The 18,341-nt window shown below is 63.6% G+C and carries 10 protein-coding genes and 1 pseudogene; all 11 read left to right on the top strand.

Annotation, left to right across the window (positions count from 1 at the left end):
- Nucleotides 1-15: 15 nt before the first annotated feature.
- Entirely contained in the window at nt 16-807 is a 792-nt protein-coding gene (locus tag O3303_RS01855; RefSeq protein ID WP_269560370.1) for a bestrophin-like domain, read from the top strand.
- Between the two features lie 179 nt (nt 808-986).
- The gene (locus tag O3303_RS01850) at nt 987-3,782 is read left to right on the top strand and encodes a substrate-binding domain-containing protein (RefSeq protein ID WP_269560369.1); all 2,796 of its coding nucleotides are present in this window, start codon (nt 987-989) and stop codon (nt 3,780-3,782) included.
- A gap of 183 nt (nt 3,783-3,965) precedes the next feature.
- Nucleotides 3,966-4,844: a PfkB family carbohydrate kinase gene (locus O3303_RS01845; protein WP_269560368.1), complete on the top strand. Its 879-nt coding sequence runs from the start codon at nt 3,966-3,968 to the stop codon at nt 4,842-4,844.
- A gap of 86 nt (nt 4,845-4,930) precedes the next feature.
- Nucleotides 4,931-8,149, top strand: a complete 3,219-nt coding sequence (locus O3303_RS01840) for a SusC/RagA family TonB-linked outer membrane protein (RefSeq protein ID WP_269560367.1) — start codon at nt 4,931-4,933, stop codon at nt 8,147-8,149.
- Between the two features lie 13 nt (nt 8,150-8,162).
- Nucleotides 8,163-9,665, top strand: a complete 1,503-nt coding sequence (locus O3303_RS01835) for a RagB/SusD family nutrient uptake outer membrane protein (protein WP_269560366.1) — start codon at nt 8,163-8,165, stop codon at nt 9,663-9,665.
- A 288-nt stretch (nt 9,666-9,953) separates the two neighbouring features.
- Nucleotides 9,954-11,390 carry a glycoside hydrolase family 30 protein gene (locus O3303_RS01830; RefSeq protein WP_269560365.1) on the top strand — a complete coding sequence of 479 codons (1,437 nt, stop codon included), beginning with the start codon at nt 9,954-9,956 and terminating at the stop codon, nt 11,388-11,390.
- 112 nt (nt 11,391-11,502) lie between these two features.
- Entirely contained in the window at nt 11,503-12,963 is a 1,461-nt protein-coding gene (locus O3303_RS01825; RefSeq protein ID WP_269560364.1) for a glycoside hydrolase family 30 protein, read from the top strand.
- Between the two features lie 82 nt (nt 12,964-13,045).
- Nucleotides 13,046-14,521 (top strand): glycoside hydrolase family 30 protein, encoded by a 1,476-nt coding sequence (locus O3303_RS01820; protein ID WP_269560363.1) that lies wholly within the window; start codon nt 13,046-13,048, stop codon nt 14,519-14,521.
- A gap of 120 nt (nt 14,522-14,641) precedes the next feature.
- Nucleotides 14,642-14,875 (top strand): annotated as a pseudogene (locus tag O3303_RS21905) (hypothetical protein); the annotation flags it as partial.
- Between the two features lie 402 nt (nt 14,876-15,277).
- Nucleotides 15,278-15,793, top strand: coding sequence for a fasciclin domain-containing protein (locus tag O3303_RS01810; RefSeq protein ID WP_269561944.1), 516 nt, complete (start codon nt 15,278-15,280; stop codon nt 15,791-15,793).
- 191 nt (nt 15,794-15,984) lie between these two features.
- Nucleotides 15,985-18,303 (top strand): endonuclease, encoded by a 2,319-nt coding sequence (locus O3303_RS01805; protein ID WP_269560362.1) that lies wholly within the window; start codon nt 15,985-15,987, stop codon nt 18,301-18,303.
- Nucleotides 18,304-18,341: the final 38 nt, after the last annotated feature.

The following is an 18,341-nucleotide window of genomic DNA, read 5'->3' as shown; positions in this document are numbered from 1 at the left end:
TAACCTGGCAGCGGCATGCGGTACAGTACGTTTGAGGTTCTGTGGTTTGTGCTGGCTTACCCGGCGTCGTTGCTGCTGGCCGTGGCGGTGGGCTACCTGTTTGCCGAGGTTTACTACCGCCGCCGCCAGCGCATCTGGAAGCCGTCGGGCATCGAAAGCGCCCTGATTACCATCTTCGGTTTGCTGCTGTCCTTCACGCTACTTTCGTCCAACAACTCGCTTAAAGAGCGCACCGGCCTCATTCATCAGACCTCGGATGCCATTGCCGAGCTCTACCGCGAAAGCCAGCTGCTGCCCGCCCCGGAGCGCGCCGCCGTGCAGCGGTTTCTGCTGCAGCTGCTGCAATTGGAGCTCAACGAGCACCGCCCCCGCCGCCCCCACGACCCCGCCCACATCCGCCGCCTAGAGCACCTCGACCAGCAGTTCTGGCAGCAGCTCAGTGCCTCGGGGCGCACCTCCCCGGCCCGCACCGAGGTGGTGCGGCGGCTGTTGCCGGCCTTCAACCGGCTCGATGCCAACACCTTTAGACTGCACTATTCCTACCGGGAAGGCACGCCCTATTCCATTCTGTCACTGCTGTTTATTTCGTCCTGGGCGATTGGCGTTCTGGTGGGCTTCACCAACAGCGCCCAGGAAACCCGCCACTATTTCGTGCCTATTCTGTTCGTGGTGATTTCCGTGCTGACCATTCAGGCCATCCGCGACCTGGACAACCCGGAGCTGGGCTTCATCCGGCCCGATTACGGCAACCTGCAGGATCTGCAGCGCATCATTTCCCGCAACCAGCTGCCTGCCCCGCGCCCCTAAAACCGCCCGAACCGAACTTCCAACCGGACGCGTGACAGCCAGGCCGGGGGTATGGCGGTGCTCCTATATTCTTGGCAGGGTGCAGAAGAATCCGGTATATTTGATTAGGCTGCGCCAGTTCCCACCCCTGGCAGGTCCGTTGGTACTTGAGAAAAGCAGAACTCTTTCGGGAGCTTCGGTTGCTGTTATTCCTGCTGGCCGGGGCGCTGCTGGCGAGTTGTGCGGAGCCCGCCAAAACGCCCGCCTACCGCATCGGATTTTCGCAGTGCAGCACCTCGGGGCCGTGGCGCGAGGCTATGCTCAACGGCATCAACCGCGAGCTGAGCTTCCACCCCGAAGTGCAGCTGCGCACCACCGACGCCCACGACAACAGCGACCTGCAGCAGCAGCAGATCCGCAAGCTGGTACAAGGCGGCCTCGACCTGCTGATTGTGTCGCCGTACGAAGCCGGGCCCGTAACGCCGGCCGTGGAGGAAGCCTACGCTCAGGGCATTCCGGTGCTGCTGATCGACCGGCGCACGGCCTCGCAGCGCTACACGGCCTACGTGGGCGGCGACAACCTGGAAGTGGGCCAGACGGCTGCCCGCTACGGTGCCCGCCTGCTGGGCCGCCCGCAGGGCGAAGTCATTGAGATTCTGGGCACGCCCGGCTCCTCGGCCACTTCGGAGCGCCACCAGGGCTTTGCTGAGGGCCTGAAAGCGTTTCCCGGGCTGCGGGTGGTGGCCCAGGTGAACGGCAACTGGCAGGAAAAAACCCTGAAACCGGCCCTTCTGGCGGCGTTGCGCGCCCACCCCAACGTGGCGCTGATTTTCGCCCACAACGACGCCATGGGCCGCGGCGCCTACGAAGTATGCCAGCAGCTCGGGCTGGCCGGCCGGGTGCGCATCATTGGCGTGGATGGGCTGGTGGGCAAGGGGGAAGGCATTGATCTGGTGCAGCGCGGCGTGCTCGACGCGAGCATTCTGTATGCGCCGGGCGGCGAGGACGCCATGCGCACGGCCCTGAAAATCCTGAACAAGCAGCCTTACGACAAAGAAAACACGCTCGGCACCATCGTCATCGACTCGACCAACGTGCTGACCCTGCAGCAGCAGACCGACAAGATGGCCAGCCAGCAGCACGACATCGAGCGGCAACAGGGCCTGCTGCAACGCCTGCGCGCCACCTACGCCAGCCAGCAAACTATCCTCTACGGCCTGCTGGCGACGCTGCTGGGCGCGCTGGTGCTGGGCGCGCTGGCCTGGCACTCGGCCCGCCGCAACCGGCAGATCAACCGGCAGCTGGCGCTGCGCAACGCCGAAAACGACAAGATCAACCAGCAGCTGCAGCAGCAGAACGAGGAAATCCGGCTGCAGCGCAACCAGCTGGAAGCCCTGGCCGAGCAGTCGCGCGCCGACACCGAGGCCAAGCTGCGCTTCTTCACCAACTTCTCGCACGAGCTGCGCACCCCGCTCACCCTGATTCTGGGGCCCGTGGAAGAGCTGCTCACCAACACGCCCGACCTCACCGCCGCCCAGCACCAGGATCTGGCTCTGGTGCGCCGCAACACCCAGCGGCTGCTGCAGCTCGTGAACCAGCTGCTGGATTTCCGCAAAATCGAGGTGGGTAAGATGGCCGTGCGCGCCACCTACGGCAACCTGGTAGCCTTTGTGCGCGAAATTGTGGATGCCTTCGAGAAGCCAGCCCGGCTGCGCGGCGTGCAGCTGCGGTTTCTGGCCGCCGAGCCCGAGCTGCCGGCTTGGTTCGATGGCAACATCCTCGACAAGGTATTCTTCAACCTGCTCTCCAACGCGCTGAAGTTCACGCCCGAGCAGGGCCGCATCACCATCAGCCTGCAGGCCAGCCCCGACGGCCAGAGCCTGCGCGTGAGCATCGCCGACACGGGCCGCGGCATCAGCGACCAGGACCAGGCGCACGTATTTGAGTGGTTTTACCAAGGCGACCAGGGTGCCGTGGCCAAAGGCTCGGGCATGGGGCTGGCGCTGGCGCAAGGGCTGGTGCGCCTGCACCAGGGCCAGCTCACGTTCAGCAGCCAGCCGGGCCAGGGCAGCACCTTTGTGGTGGCTTTGCCGCGTGAGTTGCCGGAAGCCTTGCGCGCCACCTCCGACATGCCCACGGCCAGCTTCCTGCTCGATGAGCCCGAAGCCATTGCCGCCACCTTCAGCCCCGAGCTGGAAGCCACCACGGCCGCCCCAACCGACGGCGGCAGCGAGACACTGGTGCTGGTGATTGAAGACAATGCTGAAGTCAACGACTTTCTGGCGCGGCGGCTGCGCACTGACTTCCGGGTGCAGAGCGCCACCGACGGCCACACCGGCTTCCGCATGGCCACCGACATGATTCCGGACCTGATAGTGTGCGACGTGATGATGCCCGGCCTGAGCGGCCTGGAAGTGGTGACACAGCTGCGGGCCGACTGGCGCACCAGCCACATTCCGGTGGTGCTGCTCACGGCCCGCAGCGCCCCCGAGCAGCAGGTGGAAGGCGTGCAGGCCGGCGCCGACCTCTACCTGACCAAGCCCTTCAACCCTACCTTTCTGCTGGAAAGCGTGCGGACGCTGCTGGCCAACCGCGCCCGCCAGCGCGAGCATTTCCGGCGCGAGCTGTCCGTGGATACGGCCACGGTGCTCACCAATCCCGACCAGAAATTCCTGGCCGACCTCACGGCCATCGTGGAGGCCCACCTCACCCGCACCGACCTGAGCGTGGAGGACATTGCCCGTAGCCTGGGCATTTCGCGCATGCAGCTCTACCGCAAGGTGAAGGCCGTGCTGGGCACCGGCGTTACGGACTTCATCCAGAACCTGCGCCTCACCAAAGCCCGCGAGCTGCTGCTCGACGACGCCCTCAGCATTGCCGATGTGGCCTACGAGCTGGGCTTCTCCTCACCCTCCTACTTCTCCACCAGCTTCAAGGGCCGCTACCAGATTTCGCCTTCCGAGTTCCGGGCCATGCACATCACCCCGCACCACTGATACAATCCTGAAAGCCCCGTAATAAAACCGAAACCGCGCCTGTTACAGGCGCGGTTTTTTTTATTTATAAAATATTGATAATCAATTTATTAAAAGCTATTTTGATACTGTTCGGATTTTGAAATAAATCAGCAAGCCTTCCGAGAAGCATCAGGCGACTTTTGTTTAAATCGTCCTACCTGCATGAACCCAGTTGCCCCCATTGTCTGCCTCGGTGAGTTCCTCTGGGATATGCTGCCCGATGGCCGCCAGCCCGGCGGCGCGCCGTTCAACGTGGCGCGGCACCTGCGGCAGCTAGGGCAACCGGTGCAGCTCATCAGCCGCGTCGGCGACGACGAGCTGGGCACGGATCTGCTGCAGCAGCTGGCCGCGCAGGGCTTGGGTCAGGAGTTGATCCAGCGCAGCCAGACTCACCTGACGGGCGTGGTGAAGGTGACGCTGCGCCACGGCCACGCCACCTACAAAGTGGTGGAGCCAGTGGCCTGGGACTACCTCCAGCACACCGACGAGTTGCGCGACACCGTGGCCGCCGCCCGGATGCTGGTGTACGGCTCGTTGGCGGCCCGCGGCCTGACCACCCGCGAAACGCTGTACCGCTTGCTGCAGGTGGTACCTTACAAGGTGTTCGACGTGAACCTGCGCGCCCCGCACTACACCCGCTCGGTGGTGCAGTACCTGCTCCGCCAGGCCGATCTGGTGAAGCTCAACGAATCTGAACTTACCGAAATAATGGGCTGGCTAGGCCAGCCCGCTACCCCGGCTACGGCGCTGCCATGGCTGGCGGCGCACTTCGGGCTGCAGGCCGTGTGTCTCACACAAGGCACCGCCGGCGCCACGCTCTGGCACGACGGCCACCTGCTGGAACAAGCCGGCTTTGCAGTGGCCACGCCCGGCACACTAGGCAGCAGCGACGCCTTTCTGGCCGCGCTACTAGCTGACTGGCCCACCGCCAACCCGGCCATCAGTTTGCGGCGGGCCTGCGCGGCGGCGGCGCTGGTGGCTACGCATCCCGGGGCGGCTCCTCTGCTCTCGGAGGCAGCTGTTACGGCCCTTTCCGGCTGACTTCTTCGAGTTTCTACCCGCTTGCGGGCCAGTGCTTTTCCAGTTTCTGCCCTACCCTCACTTCGTCTCACCTAACCTACTTTCCCATGTCGTTCCCTTTACAATCTCCGCAGGGCAACCGGCCCTTCCGGCGCCTGCTGCTGACGCCGGCCGTGGGCAGCCTGCTGCTCACGGGCCTGGCGGCCGCCCAGCCTGGTGCGGTGCTGGCCTACGCCCCTGCCCTGCCCGCCGATGAAACCGGCAAAACCCTCTTCACTGCCGTCTTCAACGGTCCCGTTTCGGGGCGGGTGGTGGATGCCAAGGGCGAGGCCCTGCCCGGCGTGACGGTGGTGGTGGAAGGTACTACCCTGGGTAGCGCCACCGATGCCAACGGCAACTTCACCATCCCGAACGTGCCGGCTGGCCCGCAGACGCTGGTTATTTCCTCGATTGGCTTCACCACGGCGCGCCAGCAGATTACGGTGGTAGATGGCCAGACCACGCAGGTGGCCGCCACTACCCTCGCCGAAAACACCCAGGCGCTGAACGAAGTGGTGGTGGTGGGCTACGGCACCCAGACCCGCCAGGAGCTGACCACGGCCGTTTCGTCGGTGGGGGCGCGGCAGATTGAGCGGCAGACGGTGGCTGGCTTCGACCAGGCGCTGCAGGGCCAGACGCCCGGCGTGCAGGTGACCTCGCCGAGCGGCGCACCCGGCGCGGGCATCAACGTCCGGATTCGCGGCAACTCGTCGGTGAGCTTGTCGAACAGCCCGCTGTATGTGATTGACGGCGTGCCGGTTTTGCCTTCCTACAACCGGGAGCTGGGCGGCCTGAGCAACCAGTCGCCGAACCCGCTGAACGCCCTCAACCCCAGCGACATCGAAAGCATCGATGTACTGAAGGACGGCGCGGCAGCCGCTATTTACGGCGTGCGCGCTTCCAACGGCGTGGTGGTGATTACGACCAAGCGCGGTAAAGCTGGCAAGGCTCAAGTCGGCCTAAGTATGTACTACGGCCAGCAGCAGCTGCGCAAAAAGCTGGACGTGCTCAACGCCCGCCAGTTTGCCGAATACTACAACGAAGCCCTGATCAACGGTGGCCGCACCGCCGCCTACCCCGACCTCAACAACCTGCCCGCCGAAACCGACTGGCAGGACGAAGTGTACCGCACGGCCGCCATCCAGAACTACCAGCTCAATGTGAGCGGCGGCTCCGATAAAACCCGCTACTACGTGAGCGGCGGCTACTTCAAGCAGGACGGTATCTTCCGCAACTCCGGCTTCGACCGGTTTAGCTTCCGCATCAACCTCGACCAAGAAGTGAGCCAGCGGTTCCGCATCGGCACCAACCTGAACCTGAGCCGCACTAACAACAACGGCTCGGTACGCTCAGAGCGCGGCTCCAACAGTGGTGGGACGGTGCTGGGCACCATCACCCAGATTCCGACGCTGCCCGTGCGCAACGCCGACGGCACGTACGCTACCAACCCCTTCAACAGCAGCTTCGACAACCCCGTTGGCAACCTGCTGGAAACCCGCAACAAGGCCCTGATCTACCAGGCCATCGGCAATATCTACGGCGAGCTGGACATCCTCGACAACCTGCAGTTCCGGTCGTCGCTGGGCATTGACTTCCGCACGCAGGTGGAGAATGAGTACGTGACGCGCGAGTACCCCGGCAACCGCCAGACCAGCACGCCCGACCCGGCCACGCTCGGCCAGGCCCGCACCGGCACCGACCAGCAGGTGATTTGGCTGAACGAAAATACGCTGACCTACAACCTCACGCTGGGCGAGAAAAGCCGCCTGACGCTGCTGGCCGGTCAGTCGGTGCAGGCGTCTAACCGCTTCACGTCCAATGCCCGCGCCACGGGCTTCCCGTCGAACTCGGTGCCGTATCTGTATGCCGGCACCGCCAACCGCTCGGTGAGCAGCTTCGAGTCGGAGTGGGCGCTGCTGAGCGTGTTCGGGCGCGCCATCTACAACTACGACGACCGATACCTGGCCACCGTCAGCCTGCGCGCCGACGGCTCCAGCCGTTTCGCCAAAGACAAGCGCTTCGGCTACTTTCCGGCCGTTAGCGCGGGCTGGAACATCAGCAAGGAAAGCTTCTTCCCGCAAACCGACGCCATTACCAGCATGAAGCTGCGCGCTTCTTACGGCGAAAACGGCAACCAGGAAATCGGCGACTACGCCCGCTTCTCCACCTACGGCTCGGGCTTCGGCTATCAGGGCAACGGCAGCATTTCGGGCGGTATCGCGCCGGAGCGTATCGGCAACGCCGACGTGAGCTGGGAGGTTACCAAGCAAACCAACCTGGGCCTCGACCTGAGCTTGCTGGAAGACCGCCTGACCTTCAACGCCGATGTGTACCGCAAGCGCAGCACCGACCTGCTGTTTGAGGTACCGCTGCCGCTAAGCACCGGCGCCCAAACGTCCAACATCATCCAGAACCTGGGCGAAGTGGAAAACAAGGGTTTGGAGCTGGGCTTGAACACGGTGAACGTGCGCGCTGAAGACAACGGCTTCGCCTGGAGCACCAACCTGAATTTTACCCTCAACCGCGGCAAAGTTCTCAACATCGGGAGCGTCCGCAACGAGCAGGGCCAGGAAACCGGCCGGCAGATCATCAACGACTACAATATTGTGCGCAATGGCTCGCCGCTGGGCACTTTCTACGGCCTGCAGGCCGACGGCATCTTCCAGACCGATGCGGAAGCGCAGGCCCAGAACCCCAACGCCCGCGCCGGCGACCAGCGGTTTTTGGACTTGAACGGCGACGGCCGCATCAACGACCAGGACCGCACGATTATCGGTAACGCCAACCCTAACTCCATTGCGGGCGTCACGAACACCTTCTCGTTCAAAGGCCTGGAGCTGAGCGTGTTCTTCCAGGGCTCGTTTGGCAACGACCTCTACAATGAGAACCGCCGCACCACCGAGGGCATGAGCCAGGCCCTCAACCAGAACACCCGCGTGCTGGACCGCTGGACTCCGACCAACACCAACACCGACGTGCCCCGCGCCGTGTTCGGCGACCCGGCCGGCAACAACCAGGTGTCTAGCCGCTTCATCGAGGACGGTTCGTATGTGCGCCTCAAAAACCTGACGTTGGCCTACGGCCTGCCCATGAGCGTGCTGCAGAAATCCGGCATCAGCGGCGTGCGCGTCTACGTGACGGGCCAAAACCTGCTCACCTGGACCGACTACTCCGGCTACGACCCCGAAGTAAGCGCCGACCCCTTCTCCAGCACGGGCTTCGGCCGCGACCTGGGCGTGTATCCGCAGGCGCGCACCTACACGGTAGGTCTGAACGCCACTTTCTAACCGACTCCCACTCATGAAAAAGATACTTTATCCCATTCTGGCGGCGCTGCTGCTCACTACCGGCTGCGACATTCTCGATAAGGAGCCGCTGCCCAGCATCACGCCCGTCAACTTTTTCCAGAACGCCGACGACGCCGAAGCCGGCATCGTGGCCGCCTACGACGCCCTGCAGCAGGAAGGCAACTACGGCCTGGATTTGATTGCCATGGGCGAAATGCCCACCGACAACGCCTCCAGCACCAACGGCGACGTGACGGACTTGGACCGCTTCACCTGGCGCCCCACCACCAAGCAGGTACGCACCATCTACACGGCCGCCTTCATCGGTATCAACCGGGCCAACGCCGTGCTGAAGTACGTGCCGACCATCACGATGCCGGAAGCCCGCCGCAGCCAGATTCTGGGCGAGGCCCGCTTCCTGCGCGCCCTGCACTACTTCAACCTGGTGCGCCTCTACGGCGGCGTGCCGCTGCGCCTGGAGCCCACCGAAACCGGCGACCCAGCCGTGCTGAACCTGAGCCGTGCCAGCGCCGACCAGGTTTACGCCCAAATCGTGGACGACCTCACGCAGGCCGCCCAGTTGGCTCCGGTCGGCGACGCCACGGGCCGCACCCGCGCCACCCGCGGCTCGGTGAACGGTTTGTTGGCCCGCGTGCAGCTTACGCAGCGCAACTGGGCTGCGGCCGGTACTGCCGCCGCGCAGGTGGTAGCCAGTGGCTTCTACACCCTCGAAAGCACGCCCAAAGCCCTGTATCCGGCCAACAACCGCCGCGAGTCGGTGTTTGAGGTGCAGTTTGCGGGTGCCGATGACGGCGGCAATATCTTCCCCGACGTAGCGCTGCCCGCCCCGCCCGCTACCTTCTCGTTTCCGAAGTTCAACATCCCAACTCCGGAACTGCTGGGTGGCGGCCCGAACGGCGCCGATACTACCGTCTACGCCCCCAATAACCCGCAGCAGCGCCGCACCGATTTGCGCTGGGCCTACCTCGGCAACGCCCCCGGCGGGCGCGACCATGTGAGCTACGTGGATGGCGGCCCCGGCACCGGCAACGACGACGGCGCCTTCGTGTATAAGTGGCCCGGCAACCCCAACAACTTCAACTCGCCCGACAACACCTACGTCATCCGCTACGCCGATGTGCTGCTGATGCAGGCCGAGGCGTCCAACGAGCAGGGCCAGACGGCCGCCGCGTTGCCGCCGCTCAACCAGGTGCGGACCCGCGCCGGCCTAGCCGCCCTCACGGCCGCCTCGCCAGAAGCCGCCAGCCAAGCCACGCTGCGCAACGAAATCGACCGGCAGCGCCGCCTGGAGCTGGCCTTCGAGGGGGAACGGTGGTTTGACCTATTGCGCTACACCCGCCACGAAGCCGCGCAGTCCGGCGTCAACCACCCCAAGGATGCCCTCGACGCCATCCAGGAGAAGCTGACCCGCCGCGACGTGAACTACCTGCTGCTGCCCATTCCGCAGCAGGAAACCAACACCAACCCCAACGTAACCCAGAATCCGGGGTACTAAAAGCGGTGCTGCGCCTGTCATTCCGACGAAAAGAGAAGCTTGGTTGAATCTGCTGAACGACCCTAGTACAGCTTCCATTTTCGTCGGAATAGCAGATGTAGCTTCCTGTACCTGAGGCGCTGCAACGCCTTGGGGCAAGCTGCGCGGTCCGGCGCATTTCCGGCCAACAGGAACCAGGGCCGGTTTCGTGGGGGGAATCCTCGGAATCGGCCCTTGGGGCCTGGGCTGGCAGCAACCACTGCCGGACTTAGGTGCTACTCCTGCTCTTTTTTGCTCTTTCCATTTGCCATGATTTCCACTTTCCGATCTACCGGCTTTTCGCTGCTGCTGCTCCTGGGCCTTGGCGCGGGCTGCCAGCGACCACCCAAGGCCGGCACTGCCACAGCCCCGGCCAGCACCAGCCGTTCGGCTGCTTTTTGGCTCACCAATCCCGATAAATCGGCCTTATTTCAGTTGCAGCCGGCGCCCACCTGGAGCGCCAGCCCAGCTACCGGTGCGGTAATTGAAGTCGACGAAAGCCAGACCTTCCAGCTGATTGACGGCTTCGGCTACTGCCTGACGGGCGGCAGCGCCGAGCTGCTGCACCGCATGGATGCGCCCAAGCGCGCCGCCTTGCTGCAGGAGCTGTTTGGGACTACCGGCAACGCTATTGGCGTCAGCTACTTACGCCTGAGTATCGGGGCTTCCGACCTCGATGCCCAGGTTTTCAGCTACGACGACCTGCCCGCCGGCCAGACCGACCCCACCCTCGCCAAGTTCAGCCTCGCCCCCGACAAGCCGCACCTGCTGCCCATCCTGAAGGAGATTCTGGCTATTAACCCAGCCATCAAGCTGCTCGGCTCGCCCTGGTCGCCGCCGACCTGGATGAAAACCAACAACAACTCGAAAGGCGGCTCACTCAAGCCCGAGTTCTACGATGCCTACGCCCGCTACTTCGTGAAGTATGTGCAGCAGATGCAGGCCGAGGGCGTGCGGATTGACGCTATTACCATTCAGAACGAGCCCCTGCACCCCGGCAACAACCCCAGCTTGCTGATGCTGGCCGAGCAGCAGGCCGAGTTCATCAAGAAGCACCTCGGGCCCACGTTCAAGGCGGCGAAGCTGGACACCAAAATCATCGTCTACGACCACAACGCCGACCGACCCGACTACCCGATTACCATCCTCAACGACCCGGAAGCCAAACAATACGTGGACGGCTCGGCGTTTCACCTCTACGCCGGCCCCATTGAGGCCCTGAGCCAGGTGCACGACGCCCACCCCGACAAGAACCTGTACTTCACTGAGCAGTGGGTGGGCTCGAAGAGCAGCTTCTCCGAGAACCTGCCCTGGCACGTACGTACGCTCATTATCGGGGGTACGCGCAACTGGGCCCGCACGGTGCTGGAATGGAACCTGGCCGCCGATCCGCAGCAGAACCCGCACACACCCGGCGGCTGCACCGAGTGCCGCGGCGCCCTCACCCTGGACGGCAACACCGTCAGCCGCGAGGATGCTTACTACATCATTGCGCACGCCAGCAAGTTTGTGCGGCCCGGCTCGGTGCGTATCGGCTCCACCGTCACGGGCAAGCTGGCCAATGTGGCCTTCAAAGCGCCCAACGGCGACCGGGTGCTGATTGTGCAGAACGACAACCCGACCGCTCAAACCTTCAGCGTACGCCACGCCGGCCGCACATTTGCCTCCACCCTGGCCCCCGGCGCCGTGGGCACTTATGTGTGGTAGCCTGCGGTGAGCGTCCAATAGAACTAACGCAGATTCTTTGCCTGGAAAATCTTGGAAATAGCCTTGAAACGTAGCACGGCTTATCTATCTGCTACTTAATAATTCTCCTCTTATGAAGCCGAAACATAGCCTTATCTGCACTCTGGCCGGCGCGTTGCTGCTGAGCCTGAGCAACTGCGGCACCGACTCGCCGGACCCGGCCACGCCCCCGACGCCGCCCGTGCTGCCGCCGCCCACCGCCGGCCCGTCGCAGGTGGCGCTGTGGCTGACCACCACCGACCAGACAGCGCTGTTTCAGAAAAGCACGCTGGCCTTGAATTTCCTGGCGCCGGTGGGGCAGAATCCGGCCATTGTAGTGGACACCACCCAGACGTTTCAGGGCATCGACGGCTTTGGGTACACGCTCACGGGAGGCAGCGCCCAGCTGCTCAACCAGCTGCCGGCCGCGGCCCGCACCACGCTGCTGCGCGAACTGTTCGGCACTGATGCCGGCAGCATTGGCGTCAGTTACCTGCGCATCAGCATTGGGGCCTCCGATTTGAGCAGCCGCGAATTCACGTACAACGACCTGCCCGGCGGCCAGACCGACCCCACGCTGGCCCGCTTCAGCCTGGAGCCCGAGCGCGCCGACCTGCTGCCGGTGCTGCGCGAGATTCTGCAGATCAACCCCGACCTGAAAATCCTGGGCTCACCCTGGACGGCACCCACCTGGATGAAAACCAACGGCAGCTTCGTGGGCGGCTCTTTGAAGCCTGAGTATTACGATGTGTACGCCCGCTACTTCGTGAAATACCTGCAGCAGATGCAGGCCGAAGGTGTGCGCCTGGATGCCATTACCATTCAGAACGAGCCGCTGAACCCCTATAATAACCCCAGCATGCTGATGACGGCGCCGGAGCAGGGCAACTTCATCAAAAACAACCTGGGGCCGGCACTGCAGGCGGCTGGGCTGACCACCAAAATCATCCTCTACGACCACAACACCGACCGCACCGATTACCCGCTCGCCATTCTGGCCGACCCGCAGGTGAGCCGCTACGTCGATGGCTCGGCGTTCCATCTGTACGCCGGCAACATCAACGCCATGAGCCAGGTGCACAACGCCTTTCCGGCCAAGAGCGTGTACTTCACGGAGCAGTGGGTGGGCGGCCCCGGCAACTTCGCCGCCGACTTCACCTGGCACATCAACAACCTGATTATCGGGGGCACGCGCAACTGGAGCCGCAACGTGCTGGAATGGAACCTAGCCGCCGACCAGAACTACGGTCCGCATACCAACGGCGGCTGCAGCACCTGCCTGGGCGCCCTCACCATCAACGGCAACACAGTTTCGCGCAACACGGCCTACTACACAGTGGCACACGCGGCCAAGTTTGTGCGGCCCGGCTCGGTGCGCATTGGGTCCACCACGCCCGGCGGCCTCACCAACGTGGCCTTCAAGGCTCCGAATGGCCAGAAAGTGCTGATTGTGCAGAACACCGGCAACACCAACCAGTCCTTCGACATCCAGTACCGCGGCAAGGCGGCCAGCACGGCGCTGCCGGCCGGCGCCGTGGGCACCTACGTGTGGTAGGCCCCGCCGCCACTCTCTGATTTTTCATGCCCGCCGCCTCCCACCGGCGGTATTGGCGGGGCCTCCCGCCGCCTTCCTTATTATGCGCAAATCCCTCCTTCCTTCCCTGCTGCTGGCTGCTTTGTGCACTGGCAGTGCCGTGGCCCAGAAAGCCGCCAAAAACGCTGGCAACTCTCAATCGTATTCGGCCGTCGGCAAAAAGGCGCAGGTGTTCACCACTGCCGCCAACTCTGAGCTGCGACTGTCGGCCGGCACCAGCCTGACGCTGCAGCCGGTGGGCCAGCCGCTGGAAACGCAGGTTTGCATCTTCGTGGACCCCGGCAAGACGTTTCAGACCATGCTGGGCATTGGTGGGGCCCTGACGGATGCCGCCGCCGAAACCTACGCCAAGCTGCCCAGGGCCACTCAGCAGGAGTTCATGCAGGCCTACTACAGCCCCACGGCCGGCATCGGCTACACGCTGGCCCGCACCAGCATCCACAGCTCCGACTTTTCCAGTGGCCCCTACACCTACGTGGCCGACAAGGACGAGCAGCTGAAGACGTTCAGCGTGAAGCACGACGAGCAGTTCCGCATTCCCTTCATCAAGCAGGCCCAAGCGGCGGCCGGCGGCAAGCTCACGATGTACGTGAGCCCCTGGAGCCCACCCGCCTGGATGAAGGACAACAACGACATGCTGCGCGGTGGCAAGCTGCTGCCCCAGTACCGCCAAACCTGGGCCGACTACTACGTGAAGTTCATCAAGGAGTATGAGCGCCAGGGTATTCCGATCTGGGGGCTGAGCGTGCAGAACGAGCCCATGGCCAAACAGCGGTGGGAATCGTGCGTGTTTACGGCCACTGAGGAGCGCGACTTTATCCGCGACTACCTCGGCCCGACGCTGAAGAAAGGTGGCCTCGGCGACCGGAAGCTCATTGCCTGGGACCACAACCGCGACCAGATCTACCAGCGCGCCAGCACCATCCTCGACGACCCCAAAGCCGCGCAATACGTGTGGGGCATCGGCTACCACTGGTACGAAACCTGGACCGGCAGCAGCATGCTCTTCGACAACCTGCGGCGCGTGCACGAGGCCTACCCCAACACCAACCTCATATTCACGGAAGGGTGCGTAGAGAAATTCAACTTCGATAAGGTGAACGACTGGGCCCTGGGCGAGCGGTACGGCCACTCCATGATCAACGACTTCAACAGCGGCACCGTGGGCTGGACCGATTGGAACGTGCTGCTCGACCAGACCGGCGGCCCCAACCACGTGCAGAACTTCTGCTTTTCGCCCATCATCGGGGATACGCGCACCGGCAAGCTGATTTACACCAACGCCTACTACTACATCGGCCACTTCTCCAAGTTCATCAAGCCCGGCGCGCGGCGCATTGCCACCTCCTCCAACCGCGACCATCTGAGCACCACGGCCTTCCTGAACCCCGACGGCAAGGTGGCCGTGGTGGTGATGAACAACAGCGACAAAGCCCAGGATTTCCAGCTCTGGATGCAGGGCCAAGGCGCCACGGCCAATAGCCCCGCTCACTCCATCATGACGATGGTGGTGAACTAGGCTGCCGATAGCAAGAACGTCGTAGAACGTCCTGCTGAGCTTGCCGAAGCATCTCTCCCGCCACAGTAATTACTAGTGCGGTAGAGATGCTTCGGCAAGCTCAGCAGGACGTTCTTTTTTGTGCGTGAAGCCGCCGCATTATCAACCCCGCGGCGGGCGGGCCGTTTGCAGAGGAAACCGTTTTCTGTCTTTCCTCCCCTGATTGTGTGCGGCCGCTATACCTTCATTACTCCGGCTCCAACCATTGTGGAGCGCTTCGGAGTGGCCGTGCCGGCCGACCTTGTGCCCAACTACAACGCTGCACCTTCGCCGCACCTGCCCGTCGTCACGAACACCGAGCCGGGGCGGGTGCAGCTGTTTCAGTGGAGGCTGGTGCCGGCCTGGGTAAAAGACCGCACCACCGGCCCGCAGCCCTTTATAGCATCCCCGCCATATCTATTCCCGGCAACTGCCCGTATAAGGCCCCAAACTGAATTCTCCTCACTCACTATATTCTCACACCCCATGTTTAAGAAATTCCTCTCCGTCGCCACGCTGGCCCTGGCCGTAAACGTTGGCCTTTCGTCTACCGCCGCCGCCCAGACTGCCAAAACCAAGTCGGACGACGAGAAAACCAAAACCAAAGACGCCGAGATGACCACCAAAACCAAGGCGGCTGACGATGGCAAGATGAAGGTGAAAGGCGAAGCCGCCGACGGCTCGAAAATGAAAGCCACCACCAAGCCCCGCAAAGGCAAGGACATGAAGGAAATGAAGATGAGCGGCGACGCTTCGATGAGCTCTGGCACGATGGGCACCGCCACAACGGGCGGTGTAATGGTGGGCGGCGCCATGATGACGCCTGATAAGGACATCGTCGACAACGCCGTCGGCTCGGCCGACCACACCACGCTGGTAGCTGCCGTGAAGGCTGGCGGCCTCGTGGAGACGCTGAAAGGCGCCGGCCCGTTCACGGTATTCGCCCCTACCAACGCTGCTTTCGATAAGCTGCCCGCCGGCACCGTGAACACGCTGGTGATGCCCGAAAACAAAACCAAGCTCACCACCATCCTCACCTACCACGTAGTGCCCGGCCGCCTGATGGCTGCCGACCTGAAGGACGGCCAGACGCTGACCACCGTGGAAGGCGAAAACCTGACCGTGCACCGCAGCGGCAACACGGTGATGATTCATGACGCCAAAGGCGGCATGGCCAACGTAACCATCCCGAACGTGGTATCGAGCAACGGCATCACGCACGTAATCGATACGGTGCTGATGCCCACTAAGTAAGGCTGCTGCCGCCACACTGCTGGCGGCCCGTTTGTTCTTCAAAAAGACCTGCTTCTGACGGAGCAGGTCTTTTTTTGTGCCGCCCTGGCTTCGGGCAGCGGCAACTACTACTCCGATAACAATTTAGCCACGCAGGCATTGCTATAAATTCCCGACCTTAGCCGACGTTTTCCTTACCTCTTTTTGCCAGCATGAAACACTTTTTCGCCCGTTTGCTGGGCGCGGCGCTGACCTTGGTCAGCGTCGTGGCTTCAGCGCAAACTTTACCGCCTGCTCCGCCTACCTCCCTGCAGGGCCAGGACCTGAAAGACTGGCTGCGCCAGAACTGGTACGATGGCAAGCGCACGGAGCTCAACTACTCGGAGGCCCGCGGCCGGATGTACAACTACGTGGACAACTTCCAGGGCCGCGTGACGTGCGTGTACTCGGGCTACCAGGAAACCGTGCGCCTCGACTCGGCCAACACCAACCCGGGCGTGGTGAGCGGCATCAACTGTGAGCACAGCATCCCGCAGTCGTGGTTCAACGAGGTAGTGCGCATGCGCACCGACATCCACCACCTGTTCCCGACATTCATCCAGTGGAACTCCGACCGCGGCTCCGACCCGTTTGCCGAAATTCCGGACAACCAGACGATCAAGTGGATGCGCGGCGCCACCAGCCAGGCCACCGTCCCGGCCACCAACATCGACGAGTACAGCGAAGACACTAACTCGCAGTTTGAGCCCCGCGAAGACCACAAGGGCAACCTGGCCCGGGCGGCGTTCTACTTCTACACCATGCACCAAGGGCAGAATTTTGACGCCGGCAAGGACGTCATTACGGCGCTGGCCAACCTGAACACGCTCTACCAGTGGCACCTCGCCGACCCGGTAGACGCCCGCGAGCGGGAACGGAACCGCCGCGCCGCCAAAAGCCAGGGCAACTTCAACCCCTACATTGCTTTCCCCGACCTCGTGGCCCGCGCCTGGGGCTTCCAAGTGCTGCCGACTTTCTCGTTTGCGTCGGCTACCGGCAGCATTGTGGAAGGCAACAGCGGCACGAGCACCTTCACGGCTACCGTGAACGTAACGCCCGCGCCAACCGCCACCCTCACGGTGCAGGTAGCGTTTGACGCGGCCACTTCCACCGCTACCAGCGGCCAGGATTTCACCTTCACCTCGCCCCAGACGCTGACCTTCGCGGCCGGCCAGACCAGCCAGACCGTGACGGTAACGGTGAACGGCGACACTCAGGCTGAGGCTGACGAAACCGTGGTGCTGGCGCTGCGCGACGCCGCTACCGGCGCGGCCATCGGCGGCCCGGCTTCGCAGGAGCTCACCATCACCAACGACGACGGCACCCCGCCTTCGGTACGCTTTGCTTCGGCGACGGCTAGCCTCACGGAGGGCAACAGCGGCACCACTACCTACTCAGTGAACGTAACGGCGGCCAGCATTCCGGCCGGCGGCTTCACAATCCCTGTATCGGTAGAAGCGGCTGGCACTACGGCCGATGCCGCTGACTTCACCCTCACCACCAGTACCCTCACCTTCGCCGCCGGCCAGAGCACCCAGGCCGTGACCCTTACCGTGAACGGCGACGTGGCACCGGAGCCCAACGAAACGGTGCGCTTGCGCCTGGGCACGCCCAGCAACGCCGCCGTACTGGTAATTGCGCCCGCCACGCACACGCTCACCATCCTCAACGACGACCAGGCGCCGGCCGGCTCGCCCTGCACCGATCTGTACTTCTCGGAGTACGTGGAAGGCGCCGCCAGCAACAGCAAAGCGGTGGAAATCTACAACCCCACCAGCGCGCCCATCAGCCTGACCGGCATCCGCCTGGAGCTGTTTGCCAACGGCTCGAGCACGCCCACGGCCACCCAAGCCCTGACAGGCACCATTGCCCCCGGCGACGTGTACGTGGTGGCTAACACCGGCGTGGCTTCCACGGTGGTACTGGGCCAGACAGACCTGCAGTCGGCCGTGTGCTTCTTCAACGGCGACGATGCCCTGGCCCTGTTTGACGGCACCGATACGCTGGACGTTATCGGCGTGATTGGCACCGACCCGGGCACCACCTGGACCATTCCGGGCGGCGGCTCCACCACCGACAACACGCTGGTGCGCAAGCCCACCGTGGGCCGCGGCGAAACCCGCTGGAGCGTGGGCGCCGGCACCTGGCAGGCCCTCGGCACCGACGTGTACACCAACGTCGGCCGCCACACCAGCACCGCCTGCATCGTCAATTCGACGGTGAAAAACGCGCCGCTGAACACCGGCCTGGCCGTGTACCCCAACCCGGCCGCTACGGCCGTGCAGGTGCAGATTGCCGGGTTGCGCGGCCGCCACGCCGCCGACATTCGCTTGTACAACGCCCTGGGCCAGCAGGTGCTGCTGCAGGAGCGCACCATCAGCGGCGCCGATGCTACGCTGCTTGATGTACAGAACCTGCCCGCCGGCCTCTACTCGGTGCGGGTAGTGGTAGACGGCGTGCGCTACACCAGCCGCGTAGCCGTGAAGCACTAAACTGCTACCAGCCTCAGCCCAAAAAGCCCCGGTTTCCT

This window comes from Hymenobacter canadensis (assembly GCF_027359925.1).
Classification (GTDB): domain Bacteria; phylum Bacteroidota; class Bacteroidia; order Cytophagales; family Hymenobacteraceae; genus Hymenobacter; species Hymenobacter canadensis.
Note: the sequence above shows the minus strand (reverse complement) of the source record. Positions and strands in the feature narration are given on the sequence as shown.